This is a genomic window from Phenylobacterium sp. (genome assembly GCF_016793225.1).
GTDB lineage: Bacteria > Pseudomonadota > Alphaproteobacteria > Caulobacterales > Caulobacteraceae > Phenylobacterium.
Genome location: NZ_JAEUMN010000119.1, coordinates 13,583 through 33,420, shown reverse-complemented (window position 1 = coordinate 33,420; position 19,838 = coordinate 13,583). Strand labels below are relative to the sequence as shown.

Genomic DNA, 19,838 nt, shown 5'->3' with positions numbered 1-19,838 from the left:
GCGCCTGTCGCGAGTCCGACCCCAGCCGACGTGGGCGTCACATCGAGCGGCGTCGAGCGGGATCAGGCGCTTTCCGCCCCTGACCTGCGACCGGGTCCCACGCGGCGTCTTCGGCCCGTCCAGCCGCGCCGCCCTCTCCCGGCCTCTCCCACAGCGCTGCCGCGCTTGGGAGAGGAGTCCTCACGATTTTCCAGCCGTCCGCAACGGGTCGAAAGCGGCCTGCCGCTGCCGGCCGCATGGCCGCGCACTGGCACTAAGCAGACGCCCTGAGCGTCAGGTAGGCGTGGATTGCGGACCTTGAGACGCACAGGCAGCTCGGGGCGCATGTCTTCGGGCATGATGTGAAAGTGATCGTGCCTCTCGCTGAGTCTTTGCAGCTGGCAGGTCCCCCCAGCGCACCAGGGGCTTGTTCGGATCGGAATCGATTAGCGCCACGCGTGCGCCGCGCTCGGCCAGGCCCAGGGCCAGCAGCAGCGCCGCCGCCGTCTTGCCCGCGCCACCCTTGGGACTGATGAAGGCGATGTTCGGCGCCCGGGAACCCCATCGTCACGGTACTGACGGTCAACAGCCGTATTGACCACGCGGACGGTTCGACCTGCCTGCCGCAACGTCAGGGCGAGCGGAAGGGCTCGGCGCCGTCTGCGGCTAGCGGGTCAGGACCACATGCATCGCGTCCTCGCTGGCTCGGCGCTCGCGAACGCGGAACCCGAGGACCGGCAGATCGATGCCGGCGAACAGCGGCTCCCCCTCGCCCAGCACCACGGGGGACACGGCGATCTGCAGCTCGTCGACCAGGCCGGCGCGCAGGTACTGGCGCACGGTCGAGACGCCGCCGCCGATCTTCACGTCGAGGCCGCCCGCGGCGGCCCGCGCCTGCGCCAGCGCCGCCTCCGGCCCCTCGGTCACGAAGATGAAGGTGGTGCCGCCCTCCATGACGAGGGGCGCGCGCGCATGGTGGGTCAGCACGAACGTCGGCGCGTGGTATGGCGGATCGGCGCCCCACCACCCCGTCCAGCTCTCGTCGGGCCACGGGCCGCGGACCGGCCCGAACATGTTGCGGCCGAGGATGAAGGCGCCGAACCCGTCCATGGCGCGATGGGCGTAGTCCTGGTCGACGCCGTCGCTGCCGCCCGGTTCGCCGATCATGTCGTGGAAGAAGCGGGTGCCGAACATCCACTGGTGCAGCGCCTCGCCGCCCCGGCCGAGCGGATGTTCGAGGCTCTGGTCGGGTCCCGCGCCGAACCCGTCGACCGAGACCGAGAACCCCGCCACCCGAACCCTGGACATCCCGCGCCTCCGCCTTCCGACCCGCTGGTCGCGGGCTTGCGCCCGGAGGACGCGCCGCAGTGCGGCCTTCCGACATCCGCCGTTCCGCGGACGACGTCGCCGCACGGAGACCCCAAGCGAGCCCGCCGGGCCCGGGCGGGGGATCACTCCCCTGCGATCAGCCCCTCCGGCGCGGCGTCGCGCTTGGCCTGCATGCGGTCGAATTCGGCCCAGACGCCTTCGCTGCCGTGCCATTGGCCGCGGGTGGCGGCCTTGGAGTACTCGGTGCTGCGCGCCTCGAAGAAGTTGGCGTGCTCGACGCCGCTCAGCATGCTCTGCAGCCAGGGGAGCGGGTTCTCCTTCACGCCGTAGACCTCGGGCAGGTTCAGCTGGCGCAGGCGCCAGTCGGCGATGAAGCGGATGTAGGCCTTGATGTCGGCGGGGGTCATGCCCGCCACGTCGCCGGCCTCGAAGGCCAGGTCGATGAACTTGTCCTCCAGGCCCACCACCGTCTTGCAGCAGTCGACGATGTCGTCGGCCACCGAGGGCGTGACGCAGCCGGTCTCCTTGTTGAAGGCGTGGTAGAGCTTGATGATCCCTTCGCAGTGCAGGCTCTCGTCGCGCACCGACCAGCTGACGATCTGGCCCATGCCCTTCATCTTGTTGTGGCGCGGGAAGTTCATCAGCATGGCGAAGCTGGCGAACAGCTGCAGGCCCTCGGTGAAGCCGCCGAACATGGCCAGCGTGCGGGCGATGTCGGCGTGGGTGTCGACGCCGAACTGCTGCATGTAGTCGTGCTTGTCGCGCAGGGCCTTGTAGTCGAGGAAGGCCGTGAACTCGGAATCGGGCATGCCGATCGTCTCGAGCAGCAGGGCGTAGGCCGCGATGTGGATCGTCTCCATGTTGGAGAACGAGGCCAGCATCATCTTCACCTCGGTGGGTTTGAAGACGCGGCTGTAGCGCTCCATGTAGTTGTCGTTCACCTCGACGTCCGACTGGGTGAAGAAGCGGAAGATCTGGGTGAGCAGGTTGCGCTCGCGGTCGGTGAGATTGACCGCCCAGTCCTTCAGGTCCTCGCCCAGCGGCACCTCCTCGGGCATCCAGTGGACCTGCTGCTGGCGCTTCCAGAAGTCGTAGGCCCAGGGGTAGCGGAAGGGCTTGTAGGCATAGGACGGGGTGAGGAGCCCCGGCAGCGCCTGGACGTTGGATGTGGTCTGGCTCATCGAGTCACGCGCCCCCTGCGAACGGGGTTAAGAGTGTCTCAACATGTTGTGGTCGTAAAGCGGCCACCCCACGGTATGTAGCGTTTTTCCACGGAGTTGGTGATGGCCGGTGGATATGTCCTCTATTCCGCCGTCGGCTCAGGCGGCGTGGCCGTGGAGGCGGCGCTGACGCTGATCGGCGCGCCGTTCGAGGTGGTCGAGGCGCCCACCTTCGAGGACGACCAGGCGGCGGGCGACCGGGTGCTGGCCGCCAACCCCATGCGGCAGGTGCCGGCACTAGCGCTCCCCGGCGGCGAGGTGATGACCGAGAGCGCGGCCATTCTGGTGCGGCTCGGGGAGCTGCACCCGGAGGCGGGCCTCGCCCCGGGGCCGGACGATCCGCGCCGCTCGGCCTTCCTGCGCTGGATGAGCTTCGTCAGCGCCGCGATCTACGCCTTCTACTGGATCAAGGACGACCCCTCGCGCCTGGTGGTCGACCCGCGCATCCACGGCGAGATGGACGCCGCGATCCAGGACCGGATCAGCCAATGCTGGGCGATCATGGAGCGGCAGGTCGAGCCCGGCCCGTACATCCTGGGCGAGGCGCTGACCGTGCTCGACCTGTACGTGGCGGTGGTGTCGCGCTTCCGTCCCAGGCGGCAGCGGTTCTACGCCGCGGCGCCGCGGATGGGCGAGGCCGTGCGCCGCGTCGACGCCGACCCGCGGCTGGCCGCGCTGTGGGCCGAGCGCTACCCCTTCTTCGAGGGCTGGGACCGGATCTAGATGGGGCCGCCCCGCCTAGCCGTGCGCCTGCGGCGGCGAGGCCGATGGTCAGCGTTGCGGGCGGAAGCTGAAGGTGAAGGCGGCGACGGTGTCGTCGCGGGTGGGCTGGCCCCAGATCATGTGCTTGCCCTTCACCTCGCGGTGGATGACGCCGAACGAGCTCTGCACGTCCCCCTTGCGCCAGCCCACGCCGACCTGGGCGTCGCCCACCAGGGTGCTGGCGGCGTCGGTGGACCACCCGGCGCGGTCCCAGCCGCCGCGGTCGCCGCGCAGCATGTTGAGCCCCACCGCCTGGCCGCTGGCGGCCGCGAACAGGTACCAGCGCCCGGTGTCGCCGAAGGCCGCCTGGCCGTCCTTCACGCCCATGTCGCGCAGGTGCGCCAGGGCGCGCTCGCCGCGGGTCTTCGGCGAGACCGTCAGCATCGCGCCGCCCTCGGCCGCGCCCCGCCCGCGATCGGAGACGCCGAAGCCGGCGTGCGGCGCGACCTCGAACTCCAGCGTGTCGGACGAGAAGCTGACCGCCCGGGGCCAGGCGCGGATCGTCACCCGGTCCAGGCGGTCGTCGTCGAAGCCCCGGGGGACCCGGGCGAAGGCGGCGTCCTTGAGGTCGAGGGCGGCCGTGAGATCGGGAACACGCGTCTGCGCCGCGGCGGACCCTGCGGCCGCGCAGCCTGCCAGTGCGACGACGAGCGCGACCCCACGCATGCGCTACTCCCCGTTCCGAGGGTCATAGTTCGCGACGCCGGGGACCCCGGCAAGGCCAAAAGCGCCTGGGGCGAATTGCGGCAGGGTGAATCGCGCGGCCCTTGCTCGCAGCGGCCGGTCCCTCCCCTGCCGCGCAGGCTCGCCCCTCGCCGGGAGGAGCCTGGCGTTTCAGGAGCCTGTGCGAGCCTGAGGGCCTACTGGCAGGCGAGGCATTCCTCGTAGTCGGTCTTGCCTTCGGCGTGGACCACCTCGGCGAGCGCCTCGCCGCCGGCATGGCTGGCGCGCTGCACCGACTTGGAGCGCAGGTAGTAGAGCGACTTGCAGCCGCGCTCCCACGCCGTCCAGTGCAGCATGTGCAGGTCCCACTTGTCGACGTCGCCGGGCAGGAAGACGTTCACCGACTGCGACTGGCAGATGTCGGGCGTCCGGTCGGCGGCCAGCTCGATCACCCAGCGCTGGTCGATCTCGAAGGCCGTCTTGAAGACGTCCTTCTCGTCCTGGCTCAGGAAGTCGAGGTGCTGCACCGAGCCCTCGTTCTGCAGGATGGAATCCCACACCCCGGGGGTGTTCTGGCCCTTCTCGGTCAGCAGCGCGTCGAGGAAGGGGTTCTTGACCGCGAAGGTCCCCGACAGGGTCTTGTGGGTGTAGATGTTGGCCGGGATCGGCTCAATGCCGGCCGAGGTCCCGCCGCAGATGATCGAGATCGAGGCGGTGGGCGCGATGGCCAGCTTGTGGCTGAAGCGCTCCATGACGCCGCGCTCGGCGGCGTCCGGGCAGGGCCCCCGCTCGGCGGCCAGCTTGCGCGAGGCGGCGTCGCACTGGCGGCGCAGGGTCTTGAAGAGCCGCATGTTCCAGCTCTTCGCCATGGCGCTCTCGAAGGGCACGTTCTGGCTCTGCAGGAACGAGTGGAAGCCCATGAGGCCCAGGCCCACGCTGCGCTCGCGGCGGGCGGCGTAGACGGCGTTCTTCATCGACGGCGGCGCGCGGACGATGAAGTCCTCCAGCACGTTGTCGAGGAAGCGCATGACGTCCTCGATGAACGTCGGGTGGTCGCGCCACTCCAGGAAGGTCTCGGCATTGACCGAAGACAGGCAGCACACGGCCGTCCGCTCCAGACCCTGATGGTCCTTGCCGGTGTGCAGCATGATCTCGCTGCACAGGTTGGACTGGCGGACGGAGAGGCCGAGTTCGCGCTGATGCTGCGGCATCGCGCGGTTCACGGTGTCGGAGAAGATCAGGTAGGGCTCGCCCGTCTGCAGGCGGATCTCCAGGATCTTCTGCCAGAGCGAGCGGGCGTCGACCTCGCGGATGACCTCGCCGGTCTTCGGCGAGCGCAGGCCGAACATGGCGCCGTCACGCACCGCCTCCATGAACTCGTCGGTGATCGACAGGCCATGGTGGAGGTTCAGGCTCTTGCGGTTGAAGTCGCCCGAGGGCTTCCGGATCTCGAGGAACTCCTCGATCTCCGGGTGATGGATGTCGAGGTAGACGGCGGCCGAGCCGCGGCGCAGCGACCCCTGGCTGATCGCCAGCGTCAGGGAGTCCATCACGCGGATGAAGGGGATGATGCCGCTGGTCTGGCCGGCGCCCTTCACCTTTTCGCCGATCGAGCGGACGCCGCCCCAGTAGGTGCCGATGCCGCCGCCGTTGGAGGCCAGGGCGACGTTCTCGTTCCAGACGCCGACGATGCCTTCGAGGTTGTCGGGCACGGCGTTCAGGAAGCAGCTGATCGGCAGGCCGCGCTGGGCGCCGCCGTTCGACAGCACCGGCGTGGCCGGCATGAACCAGAGCCGCGAGATGTAGTCGTAGATCCGCTGGGCGTGGTCGGCGTCGTCGGCGAACGCCGTGGCGACGCGCGCGAACATGTCCTGGTAGCTTTCGCCCGGGAGCAGGTAGCGGTCTTCCAGCGTCGTCTTGCCGAAGTCGGTCAGCAGCGCGTCGCGCGACCGATCCACCTCGACCTTCCGGACCAGCTGCAGCTGCGGACGCGCGGGCTGCGCCGGCGCAACCCGTTCAGAAGACTCGGCAATCCCAACCTTCGCCGCCTCACTCATGTCCTCGGACCCATTTCCCATTCGGGACCCTGGCTCTCCCGCCCCAGTCCCAGCCCCTAGATGTTGTGTCGGCCCCATCCCGAACAACCCACATATGGACACATGGGTCCCATCGACTCGTCAATGAGGCGAGCAGCCCGTCCCCGGGTTTTTTCGCTAACGAGACGTTAACGCGGATTCGGCCGCTCTCGGCGCAGCAGGGTTAACGGGGCGGCGATTCACGACACTGTGAACGGCCCGCGCGCCGCGCCGTCAGCTCAGCGGCCAGACCATCCCGATGAGCACGGTGCCCACCACGAGGACGATCAGCGACAGCGGCGCGCCCAGCCGGGGATAGTCCGCGAAGCGGTAGCCGCCAGGGGCCATCACCAGGGTGTTGCACTGGTGCCCGATCGGCGTGAGGAAGTCGCAGGCGGCGCCGAGCGCCACGGCCATCAGGAAGGGTTCGGGCTGGAAGCCCAGCAGCTTCGCCAGGCTGGCGCCGATCGGCGCCACGATCAGCACCGTCGCGGCATTGTTCAGGAACGGCGTCGCGGCCATGGCCACCGCCATCACCGCGCCCAGCGCAAGCATCCCGGGCTGCCCGCGGAACGCCCAGGCCAGACCCTCCGCGATGAGGTCGGCGCCGCCCGTGGCGCGGATGGCCTCGGACACCGGGATCAGGCAGGCGATCAGGACGAGGAGCGGTCCGTCGAGGGCGGTGTAGGCCTCGCGCATGCGGATCGCGCCCACCGCCACCATCAGGACGGCCGCGCCGAAGAAGGCGATCGCCACGGGCGCGATCTTCAGCGCCACCAGGATCATCGCCACCGCCAGGATCACCGCCGGCGCCAGCGACCGGGGGCCGCCCAGGCGAACCTCCCGTTCGGCCAGGGGCAGCAGCCCCAGCGTCTTCAGCGCGCCGGGCAGCGTCCGCTCGGCCCCCTGCAGGACCAGCATGTCGCCGGCCCGGAGCTTGAGCGTGCGCAGTTCGCTCGAAATGCGGTAGCCGGCCCGGCTGACGGCCAAGAGGTTGACCCCGTGGCTCGTATGCAGGTCCTCCTGCCGCGCGGAACGCCCGGCCATCACGGACTCGGGCCCGACCACGACCTCGACGATGCGGACCTCCTCGGTCGGCTCCTCCATCGTGATGGGCCGATCCGCGCGGGTGAGCTTCAGCTTGAGGCGGCCGATGAGGGAGTCGAGGGACTCGTGGTCGCCTTCGAGCAGCAGGATGTCGCCGGGCCGCACGCGGGTGTTGGCGTGCGGCGACGGCCGCCGCTTGCCGTCGCGGACCAGCGCCATCACGGTGACATCGCCGCCTGCCAGGTGGTCGAGCTTGCCGATGGTGGTCGGCCCGCCTTCCCAGCCGAGGGGCACCTCGACCTCGGTGACGTAGGGGTTGGCGCCGAGAGCCGCGTCCAGGGTCTCCCGCGTGGGCCGGGACTTGGGCAGGAGCCGGTATCCGAAGGCGAGGAAGATCAGGCCCACCGCCGTGACGCCGAGGCCCACGGGCGCATAGTCGTACATGCCGAACGGCCGGCCCAGGATCTCCTCGCGCACCTGCGAGACGATGATGTTGGGCGAGGTGCCGACCAGGGTGACCGTGCCGCCCAGCAGCGCCCCGAACGACATCGGCATCAGGATCAGCGAGGGCGGCGTGCCGGTGCGCTTGGCCACGGACAGCGCGATCGGCATCATGATCGCCAGCGCGCCGACGTTCTTCGTGACCATGGAGAGCAGCGTGACCGCGCCGGCGAAGAGCATCACCTGCGAGGCGGGGGTCTTGAGGTGCGGCGCCAGCGGCCGTAGCACCCGCTCGACGATGCCCGACCGGGCAAAGGCCGCGCTCACCACCAGGGCGCAGGCGATGATGACGGTGATGTCGTTCTTGAAGCCGTCGAAGGCCGACTCGGCCGGGACGATGTTGAGCGTGACCCCCGCCAGCAGGGCCAGCACCGCGATCACATCGTAGCGCCACCGGCCCCAGATGAAGCCCACGATGGTGAGGCCCATCAGGCCGAAGGCCAGGGCCTGCTGGAGTGTCATGCGTCCCTCGACCCCCGCTGCGCTGCCGAGCTAAACGCAAAGCCGCGCCGGAAGTGGCGCCCGCTCCGCGATTGGGCCGGAGACGCGCGGCTAGAGGTCGAGGTTCAGGAGCGCCGGGTCGCCGCCCTGGGCCGCGATGTTGACGCTGACGGCGCGCTCGACGGCGTACCGCAGGAGCGCGTGAGGACCGCCCGCCTTGGGGCCGGTGCCCGAGAGCCCTTCGCCCCCGAACGGCTGGACGCCCACGACGGCGCCGATCATCGAGCGGTTCACGTAGGCGTTGCCGGCCGGGACGGCGCGCTGCACCGCCTGGGCGAAGGCCTCGATGCGCGAATGGACGCCGAGCGTGAGCCCGTAGCGCGCCTGCACCAGGGGGGCGGCCGCCTCGGCGAGCCGCGCGGGATCGTAGCGGACCACGTGCAGGATCGGTCCGAAGACCTCCTTCTGGAGGCGGGACGCGTCCGGGAGCTCGGCCAGGGTGGGCGCGAAGAAGTGCCCGCCGTCCGGCGCGGCGAGCCGCGCGAGCACCCGGCCTTCGGCCTCCAGCGCCTGGACGTGAGCCTCGAGCTCGGCCTTCGCCTGGGCGTCGATGACCGGCCCGATGTCGGTCCGCGGGTCGGCCGGGTCGCCCACCACGAGGGTCTGCATGGCGCCCTTGAGCCCGTCGATGATGAGGTCCGCGGTGTCGTGCGGCACGAACAGCAGGCGCAGGGCCGAGCAGCGCTGCCCCGCCGAGCCGAACCCGGACACGAGCACGTCGTCGATCACCTGCTCGCGCAGGGCCGTGGTGTCCACGAACATGGCGTTCAGCCCCCCGGTCTCGGCGATGAAGGGGACGATCGGCCCCTCGCGCGCCGCCAGGGCGCGGTTGATCGCCCAGGCCGTCTCGACGCCGCCGGTGAAGGCCACGCCGTCGCAGCCGGGGTGCGCCGTCAGCGCCGCGCCCACCGTGGCGCCGTCGCCGGGCAGCAGGTGGAGGAGATCGGCGGGCACGCCCGCGCCGTGGAACAGCTTCACGGCCTCGGCCGCGACCAGGGGCGTCTGCTCGGCGGGCTTGGCCAGCACGCCGTTGCCGGCCGCCAGCGCGGCGGCGATCTGGCCGGTGAAGATGGCCAGCGGGAAGTTCCACGGGCTGATGCAGACGAAGACGCCGCGGCCGTGGAGCTGCAACTGGTTCGTCTCGCCCACCGGGCCGCGCAGGGTCTCCGCCCCGGCGAACTGCCGCTCGGCGAGATGGGCGTAGTAGCGGCAGAAGTCGGCGGCCTCGCGCACCTCGGCGACGGCGTCCGCCAGGGTCTTGCCCGCCTCGCGCACGCAGACGGCGATCAGGCGGTCGCGGTCGGCCTCCAGAGCATCGCCCATGGCGCGGAGCACCCGGGCCCGGCCTTCGCCGCCGCGGGCGTTCCATCCGGGCTGCGCCGCCCGGGCCGCGCCGAAGGCGGCGTCGATGTGGGCGGGGGTCGCGGACCAGGCGCGGCCGATCGGCCGGTCGAGGTCGGCGGGCGAGGCCACGGGCGCGCCGGCCCCCTCCATCATCGACAGGCCCGACACGATGGGCGCGCCGTCGAGAGGCGGCAGCTCCGCGATGGCGGCGCCCAGCGCCGCGCGGACGGCGGCGACGGAGAGATCGAGACCGGCCGAGTTGCGCCGGGCCGGCCCGTAGAGGTCGCGCGGCAGGGGGATGCGCGGGTGCGGCCCCGCGCCGGCGGCTTCCACCGCGCCGACCGGGTCCACCACGACCTTGGCGACAGGCGTCTTCTCATCCAGCAGGGCGTGCACGAACGAGGTGTTGGCGCCGTTCTCCAGCAGCCGGCGGACCAGGTAGGGCAGGAGGTCTTCGTGGCTGCCCACCGGGGCGTAGACCCTGAGCGGGAAGTGGCCGTAGCGCTCGCGCGCCGCCTCGTAGAGCGCCTCGCCCATGCCATGCAGACGCTGGAACTCGGGCGACAGCCCCATCTGGCTCGCCATCAGCCGCACGGCCGCCAGCGTGTGGGCGTTGTGGGTGGCGAACTGTCCGTAGAGATGCGGGGCCGCGGCGAGCAGCGCGCGGGCGCAGGCGAGGTAGGAGACGTCGGTGGCGGCCTTGGTCGTGTACACCGGATAGCCCGAGAGGCCGGCCACCTGGGCGCGCTTGATCTCGGAGTCCCAGTAGGCCCCCTTCACCAGCCGCACCATCAGCCGCCGGCCCGTGCTCCGCGCGATGCCGGCCACCGCCTCGATCGTCTGCGGGCCCCGCTTCTGATAGGCCTGCACCGCCAGGCCGAGACCGCGCCACGAACCCAGCGCCGGCTCGCGGGCCAGCCGGTCGAGCAGGTCCAGCGAGATGACGAGACGGTCGGCTTCCTCGGCGTCGAGGGTGAGGTTGATGTTGGCCTCGGCGGCCATGGTCGCCAGCCGCACGATGCGCGGATAGAGGTCGGCCATCACCCGCTCGAACTGCCGGGCCTCGTAGCGCGGCGAGAGCGCCGAGAGCTTGACCGAAACCCCGTGGCCGCGCTCGGGCCCCTCGTCCTTCACGGCCTTGCCCACGACCTGGATCGCGCGGGCGTAGGCCGCCTCGTAACGGTCCGCGTCGGCGTCGGTGCGGGCGCCCTCGCCCAGCATGTCGTAGCTGCAGACGAAGCCGTCGTCGGCGGCGCGCTTCAGGGCCTTCTCGATGGTGGCGCCCAGCACGAACTGTTCGCCCATGATGCGGACCGACGCCGCCACGGCGCGGCGGATCACCGGCTCGCCCAGGCGCCCGGCCAGGCGCCTGATGAAGCCCGGCAGGTCGTTGCGCGCCTCGTCGTCGGGGTCGATCAGCTTGCCCGTGAGCATCAGGCTCCAGGTCGAGGCGTTGACGAGCAGCGAGTCCGACCGGCCGGCGTGGCTCGCCCAGTCGGCGGAGGCGATCTTCTCGGCGATGAGCCGGTCGCGGGTCTCCTCGTCGGGCGTGCGCAGCAGCGCCTCGGCGAGGCACATGAGCGCCAGCCCCTCGCGGGTCGAGAGGCTGAATTCCTGCAGGAAGCTCTCCACCACGCCCTGCCTGCGCGCGGCCTTGCGCGCGGCCCGGACCAGGGCCTCGGCCTCGGCCCGCACGGCCTCGCGGTCGGTTTCGCCGAGCGGGCGCGATGCGAGCAGCGCCGCGAGGGCTGCGCGCTCGTCGGCGAACTTGCCGTCGTCCAGGTGATCGAACGCCATGCGGGCCTCCAGCGGCTGACACGCTTCGGAGTAAGGAAGCTTGTGCCGGATGTGCTACGGTAGTTGGTGCGCAGGACCGGATTCTCTGGGCCGGGAGTCGGATATGGCGAACAATCTTCGGCTGGACGATACGGATCGGCGGCTGCTGCGGGTGCTGCAGGCGGATGGCCGCATCTCCAACGCCGAGCTGGCGGAACGCTGCAACCTCTCGCCCAGCGCCTGTTCCGACCGTGTCCGGCGCCTGCGCGAGAGCGGCTACATCACCGGGTTCGCGGCCCTGGTGGATCCGCAGATGGTGGAGCGGGGCGTCCTGATCTTCGTGGAAGTGGTCCTCGACCGCACCACCCCCGAGGTCTTCGAAACCTTCGCCGCCGCCGCACGGCGGGCCCCGGACGTGCTGGAGTGCCACATGGTGGCCGGGGGGTTCGACTACCTGATCAAGAGCCGGGTCCGCGACCTGACCGCCTGGCGGAAGTTCCTCGAGGAGGTCCTGGTGAGGATTCCCGGCGTCCGCGAGACCCGCACCTACGCGGTGCTGGAGGAGGTCAAGTCCACGACGGTGCTGCCGCTCTGAGTCGCTCCCCACGGCGGCAGGCGAAAAGAAAGCAGGCGCAAAAGAAAAGGGCCCGGCGTCGCCGCCGGGCCCCGATCTTCCAGTCTTCGACCGACCTTAGAAGTTGATGTCGATCGTGGAGCGGCGGTTCAGCGGCTCCTTGACGCCGTCGCCGGTGGCGACCGCGGGCATGGTCTCGCCCTTCCAGTCGACCGACAGCGAGGTCTGGTTCACGCCCGAGCCGACCAGGGCGTCGGCCACGGCCTTCGCACGGCGCTCGGAGAGACGGACGTTGTAGGCCGCCGAGCCCGAGGTGTCGGCGTGGCCCACGACCACGACGCGCGTGGCGTTGCCGCCCTTGGCGTAGTTGGCGGCGTCGGTGATCACCGCCTGGGCTTCCGGCGTGATCACGTACTGATCGAACGGGAAGTAGACGATGAACTGCCGGGCCTCGTAGGCCGCGGCCGGCGGAGGCGGCGGCGGCGGGGGAGGCGGCGGCGGAGGCGGCGGGGGCGGAGGCGGCGGAGGCGGCGGGGGCGGCGGCTCAGGCGTCGCGAAGACGTAGCGCAGGCCCAGCGTCACGGCCTGGTCCTTGTACTCGCCCGAGAAGACGCCCGGCTGCAGGCCCGTGCCGACGCTGCCGACCGAGGTGAAGTCGACGTCCGAGCCGGCCAGGTAACGGTAGGTCAGGTCGACCCGCAGCTGGTCGGTCGCGCGCCAGGCGAGACCGGCGATGAACTGGTAGGCGAAGGCGGTGTCGTCGTCGTCGACGGTCAGGTTCTGGATCGCGTTGGCCGCCGCGGTTCCGACCGGAACGTTGGAGAACTGGCCCGTCACGTCCATCGTCACGTGGTTCACGCCGATGCCGGCGCCGATGAACGGGTTGATGACGCTGTTCGGCGCGATGTCGTAGATGATGTTGCCCATCACCGTCCAGGCATCGACGTCGCCGTCCGGCGAGCCGCAGACGGGAGCCGCAGCCGTGCGCGTCACGCCCGGGGTGCAGAGCCCGACGATGGCCTGGTTCTGGCCGCCGCGGACGCTCTCGATGTCACCGCCGCGATAGCCGACTTCCAGTTCGACGCGCCAGTTGTCGGTCAGCTGGTAGCCGAGGCGAGCGAAGCCGGCCCAGTCCTCTTCCTGGCTGAAGTCCCAGTTGTAGGGCGAACCGTTAGGCGCGTTGTTCGAGGACGACATCTCGAACTCTTCCGGCCAGTGGTACCCGAGGTCCACAGCGCCGTACCAGCCTTCTTGAGCCGCAGCTCCGGATGCGGCGAACACCGCAGCCATTGCGGCCCCAGCCAGGAGTTTCAACTTCATAATCAGAGCCCTCTCGTTGCCCTCAGGTGGTGCGGCCGTTTGACCCAGGCCGCTCTTATATCAAGGCCGGACGGTTGCGAAAGTGTCGCCAGGGTCACACTGGGACCGCAATTTCGCCAGCCTTTCCCAAGCTCTACCAGGACGTCGTTGTTCTGACGCCCATGCAGATGCCGGTATTCTCGTAGAATCGCAAACACAACGATGTGGAAACGGCCCCAGGCTGTGTCCCCGCTCGCGACGGAGCCCTTTCGAGCACCTCCGAGGATCTCGCCCCTGCCGCCCCGGAGGTCGTCCGGTTGCTGATGGGAGGCCGTTGTTTTCCTTGGCAAGACGCCGAGACGACGCAGCCGTGCGAAGGCGTTGTCCGCCCTGTCGCCGCTCCATCCGTCCCGTTTCATCAGGCCAAGCCCCCACCGCGGCTTCGCACCGCGTCTGACGGCCCAAACTCGCAAGGCTACGCTTGGTTCCGCGCGTTCTCGTCCCGCCCCGCTTTTTTCCGGGCGCCATGGTTCCGGCGCCTCTCCGCCATCGGGCTCAGCCTTCCCGCTCGCGCTGGAAGCGGCGGGTCCGGCCGCCCAGCGACTCTGGCCGGTTGAGGGTGCGACGAAACTCGTCGCGGCGCTCGTGGATGGAGGCGATCACCAGCCCCATCGGGACGCCGATCTCCACCAGCACGGCCTCGGACAGTTGCAGCGAGGCCTCCACAGTCTCGGGCACCGCATCGGTGGCGCCCAGGTCGTAGAGCCGCTGCGCGTGCCGCGCGTCGCGGGCGCGCGCCACGATGGTGAGGTCGGGCCGAACCTCGCGGGCGACGGCGACGATCGCCTCGACCCCCTCGGGGTCGTCCATGGTGACCACCAGCGCCGGAGCGTCGGCGAGGCCGCATCGGAGCAGGAACTCGGCCCGGGCCGCGTCGCCGAAGTAGATGGTCTCTCCGGCCCTGCGGCCCTGCTCGACCAGCCGCGCGTCCAGGTCGGCGCCGACCCATCCGATGTCGTGGCGCTTCAGCATCTCGCCCACCAGCCGCCCCACGCGCCCGTAGCCGACCACCAGCACCTTGGGCGGCGCGCCGGCGATCGACTCGCGCGGCTCGGGCTGTTCGGGCGGCTCCTCGGCGGGACGCACGCGGCGGCCCCCCAGCCGCAGGCCGAGCTGCGCCAGGAACGGGATCGAGAACATGGAGAGCGTCGCGGCCACCAGCACGGTCTGGCCCACCTGGCGCGCGACCAGCCCCTGGTCCATCGCCTGGCCCAGGATGACGAAGGCGAACTCGCCGGCCCCCGCGAGCAGCAGCGCCGACTCGATGGCGCTGCGCGTCTTCAGGCCGAAGGCCTTCGCCAGGCCGAAGACGACCGCGGTGTTGAACGCCACCAGTCCGACGGCCGACCCGAGGATCACGAGGGGCCGCTCGAGCAGCAGCGGGATGTTCAGGCCGATGCCGACCGAAATGAAGAAGAGACCCAGCAGCAGGCCCTTGAAGGGCTCGATCCGCACCTCGACCTCGTGCCGGAACTCGGTCTCGGCCAGCAGCAGGCCGGCGATGAACGCGCCCAGCGCCATCGACAGCCCGGTGAGCGCGCTGACCAGCCCCGCTCCCACCACCACCAGCAGGCAGGCGGCGACGAAGAGCTCCTCGCTCTTCGCGCGGGCCACCGATCGGAGCATCGGACGCAGTAGCCAGCGTCCGAAGGCGAACAGGAAGGCCACGCCCAGGATCGCGGGGACCAGCGAGAGCAGCAGGCTGGGCGAGGAGAAGTCCTCGACCCCCCGCCGGCCCAGGAGGGTCAGGGTGACCAGGATCGGGGCGACCGCCAGATCCTGGAACAGCAGCACCGAGAACGTCGCGCGGCCGGCCATGGAGTGCTGGCGCTTCTGCTCGGCCAGGATCGGCATGACGATGGCCGTGGACGAGAGCGCGAGGGCCGCGCCCACCGCGATGGCGGCGGCCGGGGGCTGCCCGAAGACCCAGGCCGCGACGGCGGTGATGCTCAGGCACACGCCCACCTGCAGGGCGCCGAGGCCGAAGACGTAGCGGCGCATGGAGCGCAGGCGCTCCCACGAGAGCTCCAGGCCGATCGTGAACAGCAGGAACACCACCCCGAACTCGGCGAGCTGCGCGAGCTCGTCGGGGTTCTCGATGGTGAAGGCGTCGAGCCACGACACCTCGTGGGCCAGGGCGCCCAGGCCGTAGGGCCCGAGCACGACCCCGGCGCCCAGGAAACCCAGGATGGGGCTGATGCGCCATTGCCGGAAGAGCGGGACCACCACCCCGGCGGTGGCCAGGAACAGAACCACGTCCTTGTACGCGCCGGGCTGAACCTCGCCTGCCATCCGTTCTCCAAACCGCCAGTCGCGCCACTATGGCCTACGTCGCCCACTTGCGGAATCCCGCGCTGGGTCTAGAAGCCGACATCGTGGGAACCGCCGCACAGTCGAACATGCGCGCCGAGCGCCGGGCGATCATCGCCCTGTTCGCCGTGTTCGCCCTGCTCGTGCAGGCGATGTTCCCGACCTTCGCGACCGCCGGCGCGATGAGCGGCCCCGGGGTGACGATCTGCACCGACATGGGGTTGGCCCCCGCGCCGGCGAACGACGCCGGCGCCCCGATGGAGCGGCCCCACGGCTGCGACCACTGCCTCACCGCCTGCGCAGCGCCCGCCCTGCCGGCCTCGCCGTCCGCCCTCGTGCAGCCGGTCGTCTACACCGCGCCTGCCGCGACGCCCACGCCGGTCGTCTATGCCGTGCGGCCCGGACGCGGCCTCGCCGCGCCCCCGCCGCCCTCCCGAGGTCCGCCCAGCTCCGAAGCCTGATCGCCGCCGCGCGCGAGTCCGCTCGCGCGCCCGTCATCTCGCTGTTCTGGAGCCTTTCCTTGGCAAACCTCCTTCGCGCCATGCTGGTCGCAGCCTGCGCCGCACCTGTGCTCGTCCCCGCCCCCGCGCGGGCCGAAGACGACGCCGCCACCACCGTCGACACCCTCATCGTCACCGGGGCCCGAAATCCCGAAGACCCGCCCGTCGTCGCCGACGCCCGCGCCCGCCTGTCCGAAACGCCGGGCGCCGTCTCGGTGATCTCCCAGGAATCCTACGCCAGCCGTTTCGCCCTGGGCCTGGACGACATCCTGCGCGACGCGCCCGGCGTCTACGCGCAACGAAAGTGGGGCGGCGACATCCGGATCTCGATCCGCGGGTCCGGGCTCGGCAACGCCAACCACAACCGCGGCCTCCTCATCGCCCAGGACGGCGTTCCCCTGAACGAGGCGGACGGCTTCGGCGACAGCCAGATCGCAGACCCGCTCATCACCCGCTTCACGGAAGTCTACCGCGGTGGCAATGCGCTGCGCTTCGGCGGAGCCCTGCTGGGCGGCGCGATCAACATGGTGACGCCCACAGGCCGCGACGCCGGCTTCGAGACACGGCTCCGCGTCGACGGGGGCAGCTTCGGCCTGCATCGCGAACACGCCGCCCTGGCCCGCCAGGTGGGCGACTGGGACGTGTTCATGGCGATCAGCAACCAGCGCGGACAGGGCTATCGGCCGCAGAGCCAGCAGAACATCCAGTTCGGCTCGCTCAACCTGGGCCGCACGTTCGGCGAGGACCGGGAAGTCCGGCTGATCCTGAACGGGTCGAACATCAACCAGGAGATCCCCGGCGCCCTGACGCGCGCCCAGGTCGAGGCGAACCCGCGCCAGCCCGCGCCCGGCAACTACCTCAACGATCAGGGGCGCCATCAACGGGGCGTGCGCGCCTCGCTGCGGACGACCTGGCGGCTGAACGGTTCGACGGTGTTCGAAGGCGCCGTCTACGGGGTCTGGAAGGACCTCGACCACCCGATCTTCCAGGTCATCGACCAGGAGAGCCGCAACTACGGCGCCTTCGCCCGGCTCGACTGGGAGGGCGCCCTCGGCGAACGCCGGGCCGACGCCTATCTCGGCGCGTGGCTGCGGTCGGGAGACCTGGACTCGAACTTCTTCGTCAACCTGCGCGGGGCCCGCGGGGCGCCCACCTCGCGCACGCGGCAGAACGCCGAGGCGGCCGACGTCTTCGCCGAGGGCCGGATCTTCGTGGTTCCGCGCCTGGCGGTCGTGGCGGGCGGAACCTGGGGGATGGCCGAGCGCGACTACCGCCAGACCGCGATCCCGGGCGTCGCCTCGACCTTCAACCTCCGCGCCTCGAAGCGCTACGACTGGTTCGCGCCCCGGATCGGCCTGCTCTGGGAGGACGAGGGCGGCGCCCAGGTGTTCGCCAACGTGACGCGTTCGGTGGAGCCGCCGAACCACGGCTCGCTGTCGCCCACGGGGCAGGGTTTCGCGCCTGTGCGGGCGCAGGAGGCCTGGACGGCGGAGGTCGGGACCCGCGGCCGCCGCGGACCGTTCCTCTGGGACATCACGCTGTACCGCGCCCAGCTCGACCGCGAACTCCTGCAGTTCACCGTTGCTCCGGGCGTCCCCGCCTCCACGTTCAACGCCGACGACACGGTGCACCAGGGCCTCGAGGCCACGGTCGACTGGACCTTCGCCGAGGGCTGGCGGCTGCGGCAGACCGCGACGCTGTCCGACTTCCGGTTCCGCGACGACGGCCAGTACGGCGACAACCGGCTGCCGATCGCCCCGAAGCGCTTCTACCGCGCCGAGCTGCGCTACCAGCATCCGGCCGGGTGGTTCGTGGCCCCCTCGATCGAGGCGTCGTCCTCGGTCTGGGTGGACTACCGCAACACGACCAGAGCCCCCGCCTACACCATCGTGAACCTCGGGGCCGGCTGGAACGTGAGCAAGCGGGTGTCGGTGTTCCTGGATGTCCGGAACCTGGGCGACAAGGACTACGTCTCCAACGTCCAGGCTCAGATCCTGGCCGGTCCTGCGAGCGCGGCCTACTGGCCCGGGGACGGCCGCGCCGTCTTCGGCGGCCTGACGGTCGATTTCTGATCCCTGCAACCACGGCCGCGGCGCCCCGCGCGCCGCGGTTCCTCCAACCTCGGAAGGCATCCCATGACGAACGAAACGGACTCGCCGGCGAGCGCCGGAACGCGCCGGGCCTGGATCAAGCGCGCCGCGGCCGGCGCGGGCGCGGCGGCCCTGGCCGGGCTTCCCGCCGCGCAGGCCCAGCCCCGCGCCGGCAAGAAGGTGGTGGGGGTCGTCCTCTACCGCGACTTCGAAGTGCTCGACGTTTTCGGGCCGGTGGAGATGTGGGCCAACGCGCCCGGTCTCGACGTCATCCTGGTCGCCCAGTCCGCCGGCCCGGTGCGGTCGGCGCAGGGCGTCTCGGTGGTGGCGGACTACAGCTTCGACACCGCGCCGCCGCTGGACATCATGATGGCGCCGGGCGGGACGGGCACGCTCGCCGAACTGCGGAACGAGACCTACCTGCAGTACCTCCGCGACCAGGACCGCAGGACCGAGCTCACCACGTCCGTCTGTACGGGCTCGGCGCTCCTGGCCAAGGCCGGGCTCCTGAAGGGCCGCCGGGCCACGACCAACAAGCGGTTCTTCAGCATCGCGGCCTCCCAGGACACGAGCGTCGATTGGGTGAAGCGCGCGCGCTGGGTCGAGGACGGCAAGTACGTCACCTCCTCCGGCGTGTCCGCGGGGACCGACATGGCGCTCGCCGTCGTGGCGCGTCTTCACGGGCAGGACGCGGCCCGCGGCCTCGCCCGGGCCCTCGAGTATCAGTGGAGCGAGAACCCCCACGACGACCCCTTCGCCATCGGATGACCGGAATGAGCCCCTCGAACCCCGGCGGCGCGCCGCGCCGCCTCGCGAGCTTCCGCATGACGGATCTCGGCATCACCCTCGCCGCCGGCGCCGCGCTCCTCTGCGCGGGCCCGGCGGGCGCGCACGTCAGCATCCAGCCGCAGACGGCCCCTGCCGGGGCGTACCAGGTGCTGCGCTTCGGCGTCGGCCACGGCTGCGAGGCCCAGGGCACCACGCAACTGCGGCTGGAGATGCCGCCGGGCCTGGGGGCGGCGCGACCGCAGCCCAAGCCCGGCTGGAAGCTGACGGTCGAGCGCCAGGGCGAGACCGTGACGGCCATCGTCTGGCGCGGCGCCCTGCCCGCGGACCAGTTCGACGAGTTCATCGTGCTGGTGAAGCTGCCGCCGGACGCCGCGCCCCTGGCGTTCCCGGCGATCCAGTCCTGCGGGAAGACGGCCGTCCGCTGGGCCGAGCCGACGCCGCCGGGCGGGCCGCGGCCCAGCCACCCCGCCCCTGTCCTCACGCTGGTCCCGGTTGCATCGCCGGCCGCCAGCCACGATCATCATCGCTGAAGGCGCCATGAGACATTCCCTGATCTTCCCCGCCGTGGTCGCGGTTGCGGCCGCTTCGATCCCCGCCGCGGCGGCCACGCCGCCCCAGGTCACCGGCGCTTGGAGCCGCCCCGCCGCGCAGGGCGCCACCGGCGTGGGCTACATGGTCCTGAAGAACCCCGGCCGCGCGGCGGACGCCCTCGTGTCGGTCGAGACGCCGGCCGCCCGGACGGCGATGATCCATCGGTCGAGCATCACCAACGGCGTGGCGTCGATGCAGATGGTGTCGCGCGTTCCGCTGGCAGGCGGCGGAAGTGTCACGTTCGCGCCCGGCGGATACCACCTCATGTTCGTCGGCCTGGCCAGGCCGCTGGGACCAGGCGACAGCCTCCCCGCGACCCTCGTCTTCGCCAGCGGCGCGAGGGTGAAGGCCGCGTTCGTCGTGGGCCTGGGACCGCCGGTCGCAACGCCGCACCAGCACTGAGTTTCCTGACGAAAATGTAACGAGCG

General features: G+C 71.1%; 16 protein-coding genes. 7 read left to right on the top strand and 9 right to left on the bottom strand.

The window, feature by feature from the left end; translation table 11 throughout:
• Positions 1 to 273: 273 nt before the first annotated feature.
• From JNK30_RS14365 to JNK30_RS14355, 3 genes are all read right to left on the bottom strand, one after another.
• A complete protein-coding gene (locus JNK30_RS14365; protein ID WP_293483135.1) occupies positions 274 to 513 on the bottom strand; it encodes an AAA family ATPase in 240 nt (79 codons plus the stop codon).
• Positions 514 to 645: 132 nt separating this feature from the next.
• Positions 646 to 1,287, bottom strand: coding sequence for a dihydrofolate reductase family protein (locus JNK30_RS14360; RefSeq protein ID WP_293483133.1), 642 nt, complete (start codon positions 1,285 to 1,287; stop codon positions 646 to 648).
• A gap of 143 nt (positions 1,288 to 1,430) precedes the next feature.
• Complete coding sequence (locus tag JNK30_RS14355; RefSeq protein WP_293483132.1) at positions 1,431 to 2,489, bottom strand: ribonucleotide-diphosphate reductase subunit beta; 1,059 nt, start codon at positions 2,487 to 2,489, stop codon at positions 1,431 to 1,433.
• A 102-nt stretch (positions 2,490 to 2,591) separates the two neighbouring features.
• Here JNK30_RS14355 and JNK30_RS14350 point away from each other — a divergent pair, with 102 nt between their 5' ends.
• Positions 2,592 to 3,251: a glutathione S-transferase family protein gene (locus JNK30_RS14350; RefSeq protein WP_293483131.1), complete on the top strand. Its 660-nt coding sequence runs from the start codon at positions 2,592 to 2,594 to the stop codon at positions 3,249 to 3,251.
• A 48-nt stretch (positions 3,252 to 3,299) separates the two neighbouring features.
• Here JNK30_RS14350 and JNK30_RS14345 read toward each other — a convergent pair whose 3' ends face one another.
• The 4 genes from JNK30_RS14345 to putA all read right to left on the bottom strand — a co-directional run bounded on the left by JNK30_RS14345 (position 3,300) and on the right by putA (position 11,218).
• On the bottom strand, positions 3,300 to 3,956 hold the full coding sequence (locus tag JNK30_RS14345) for a hypothetical protein (RefSeq protein WP_293483130.1): 657 nt from the start codon (positions 3,954 to 3,956) through the stop codon (positions 3,300 to 3,302).
• A gap of 194 nt (positions 3,957 to 4,150) precedes the next feature.
• Positions 4,151 to 6,010, bottom strand: a complete 1,860-nt coding sequence (locus JNK30_RS14340; RefSeq protein ID WP_293483129.1) for a ribonucleoside-diphosphate reductase subunit alpha — start codon at positions 6,008 to 6,010, stop codon at positions 4,151 to 4,153.
• A gap of 252 nt (positions 6,011 to 6,262) precedes the next feature.
• Positions 6,263 to 8,038, bottom strand: a complete 1,776-nt coding sequence (locus JNK30_RS14335) for an SLC13 family permease (protein WP_293483127.1) — start codon at positions 8,036 to 8,038, stop codon at positions 6,263 to 6,265.
• Positions 8,039 to 8,128: 90 nt separating this feature from the next.
• Positions 8,129 to 11,218: a bifunctional proline dehydrogenase/L-glutamate gamma-semialdehyde dehydrogenase PutA gene (gene putA / locus JNK30_RS14330; protein ID WP_293483125.1), complete on the bottom strand. Its 3,090-nt coding sequence runs from the start codon at positions 11,216 to 11,218 to the stop codon at positions 8,129 to 8,131.
• Between the two features lie 103 nt (positions 11,219 to 11,321).
• Here putA and JNK30_RS14325 point away from each other — a divergent pair, with 103 nt between their 5' ends.
• Positions 11,322 to 11,792 carry a winged helix-turn-helix transcriptional regulator gene (locus tag JNK30_RS14325; protein ID WP_293483123.1) on the top strand — a complete coding sequence of 157 codons (471 nt, stop codon included), beginning with the start codon at positions 11,322 to 11,324 and terminating at the stop codon, positions 11,790 to 11,792.
• Between the two features lie 96 nt (positions 11,793 to 11,888).
• Here JNK30_RS14325 and JNK30_RS14320 read toward each other — a convergent pair whose 3' ends face one another.
• Both JNK30_RS14320 and JNK30_RS14315 read right to left on the bottom strand, forming a co-directional pair.
• A complete protein-coding gene (locus tag JNK30_RS14320; RefSeq protein ID WP_293483121.1) occupies positions 11,889 to 13,091 on the bottom strand; it encodes an outer membrane beta-barrel protein in 1,203 nt (400 codons plus the stop codon).
• Between the two features lie 534 nt (positions 13,092 to 13,625).
• On the bottom strand, positions 13,626 to 15,422 hold the full coding sequence (locus JNK30_RS14315) for a cation:proton antiporter (RefSeq protein ID WP_293483119.1): 1,797 nt from the start codon (positions 15,420 to 15,422) through the stop codon (positions 13,626 to 13,628).
• Positions 15,423 to 15,469: 47 nt separating this feature from the next.
• Here JNK30_RS14315 and JNK30_RS14310 point away from each other — a divergent pair, with 47 nt between their 5' ends.
• The 5 genes from JNK30_RS14310 to JNK30_RS14290 all read left to right on the top strand — a co-directional run bounded on the left by JNK30_RS14310 (position 15,470) and on the right by JNK30_RS14290 (position 19,812).
• Complete coding sequence (locus JNK30_RS14310; protein ID WP_293483117.1) at positions 15,470 to 15,901, top strand: DUF2946 family protein; 432 nt, start codon at positions 15,470 to 15,472, stop codon at positions 15,899 to 15,901.
• An 80-nt stretch (positions 15,902 to 15,981) separates the two neighbouring features.
• The gene (locus JNK30_RS14305) at positions 15,982 to 18,012 is read left to right on the top strand and encodes a TonB-dependent receptor (protein WP_293483134.1); all 2,031 of its coding nucleotides are present in this window, start codon (positions 15,982 to 15,984) and stop codon (positions 18,010 to 18,012) included.
• Positions 18,013 to 18,075: 63 nt separating this feature from the next.
• On the top strand, positions 18,076 to 18,798 hold the full coding sequence (locus JNK30_RS14300) for a DJ-1/PfpI family protein (protein WP_293483115.1): 723 nt from the start codon (positions 18,076 to 18,078) through the stop codon (positions 18,796 to 18,798).
• A gap of 5 nt (positions 18,799 to 18,803) precedes the next feature.
• A complete protein-coding gene (locus JNK30_RS14295; protein ID WP_293483114.1) occupies positions 18,804 to 19,349 on the top strand; it encodes a YcnI family protein in 546 nt (181 codons plus the stop codon).
• 7 nt (positions 19,350 to 19,356) lie between these two features.
• On the top strand, positions 19,357 to 19,812 hold the full coding sequence (locus JNK30_RS14290; protein WP_293483112.1) for a copper chaperone PCu(A)C: 456 nt from the start codon (positions 19,357 to 19,359) through the stop codon (positions 19,810 to 19,812).
• The last annotated feature ends 26 nt before the right edge of the window (positions 19,813 to 19,838 follow it).

What these genes read in the sequence shown, in the direction of transcription:
- JNK30_RS14345 (WP_293483130.1), bottom strand. Translation starts at nt 3,956, where the DNA reads ATGCGTGGGGTCGCGCTCGTCGTCGCACTGGCAGGCTGCGCGGCCGCA.
- JNK30_RS14360 (WP_293483133.1), bottom strand. Translation starts at nt 1,287, where the DNA reads ATGTCCAGGGTTCGGGTGGCGGGGTTCTCGGTCTCGGTCGACGGGTTC.
- putA (WP_293483125.1), bottom strand. Translation starts at nt 11,218, where the DNA reads ATGGCGTTCGATCACCTGGACGACGGCAAGTTCGCCGACGAGCGCGCA.
- JNK30_RS14335 (WP_293483127.1), bottom strand. Translation starts at nt 8,038, where the DNA reads ATGACACTCCAGCAGGCCCTGGCCTTCGGCCTGATGGGCCTCACCATC.
- JNK30_RS14325 (WP_293483123.1), top strand. Translation starts at nt 11,322, where the DNA reads ATGGCGAACAATCTTCGGCTGGACGATACGGATCGGCGGCTGCTGCGG.
- JNK30_RS14305 (WP_293483134.1), top strand. Translation starts at nt 15,982, where the DNA reads ATGCTGGTCGCAGCCTGCGCCGCACCTGTGCTCGTCCCCGCCCCCGCG.
- JNK30_RS14320 (WP_293483121.1), bottom strand. Translation starts at nt 13,091, where the DNA reads ATGAAGTTGAAACTCCTGGCTGGGGCCGCAATGGCTGCGGTGTTCGCC.
- JNK30_RS14295 (WP_293483114.1), top strand. Translation starts at nt 18,804, where the DNA reads ATGAGCCCCTCGAACCCCGGCGGCGCGCCGCGCCGCCTCGCGAGCTTC.
- JNK30_RS14300 (WP_293483115.1), top strand. Translation starts at nt 18,076, where the DNA reads ATGACGAACGAAACGGACTCGCCGGCGAGCGCCGGAACGCGCCGGGCC.
- JNK30_RS14355 (WP_293483132.1), bottom strand. Translation starts at nt 2,489, where the DNA reads ATGAGCCAGACCACATCCAACGTCCAGGCGCTGCCGGGGCTCCTCACC.
- JNK30_RS14315 (WP_293483119.1), bottom strand. Translation starts at nt 15,422, where the DNA reads ATGGCAGGCGAGGTTCAGCCCGGCGCGTACAAGGACGTGGTTCTGTTC.
- JNK30_RS14290 (WP_293483112.1), top strand. Translation starts at nt 19,357, where the DNA reads ATGAGACATTCCCTGATCTTCCCCGCCGTGGTCGCGGTTGCGGCCGCT.
- JNK30_RS14340 (WP_293483129.1), bottom strand. Translation starts at nt 6,010, where the DNA reads ATGAGTGAGGCGGCGAAGGTTGGGATTGCCGAGTCTTCTGAACGGGTT.
- JNK30_RS14350 (WP_293483131.1), top strand. Translation starts at nt 2,592, where the DNA reads ATGGCCGGTGGATATGTCCTCTATTCCGCCGTCGGCTCAGGCGGCGTG.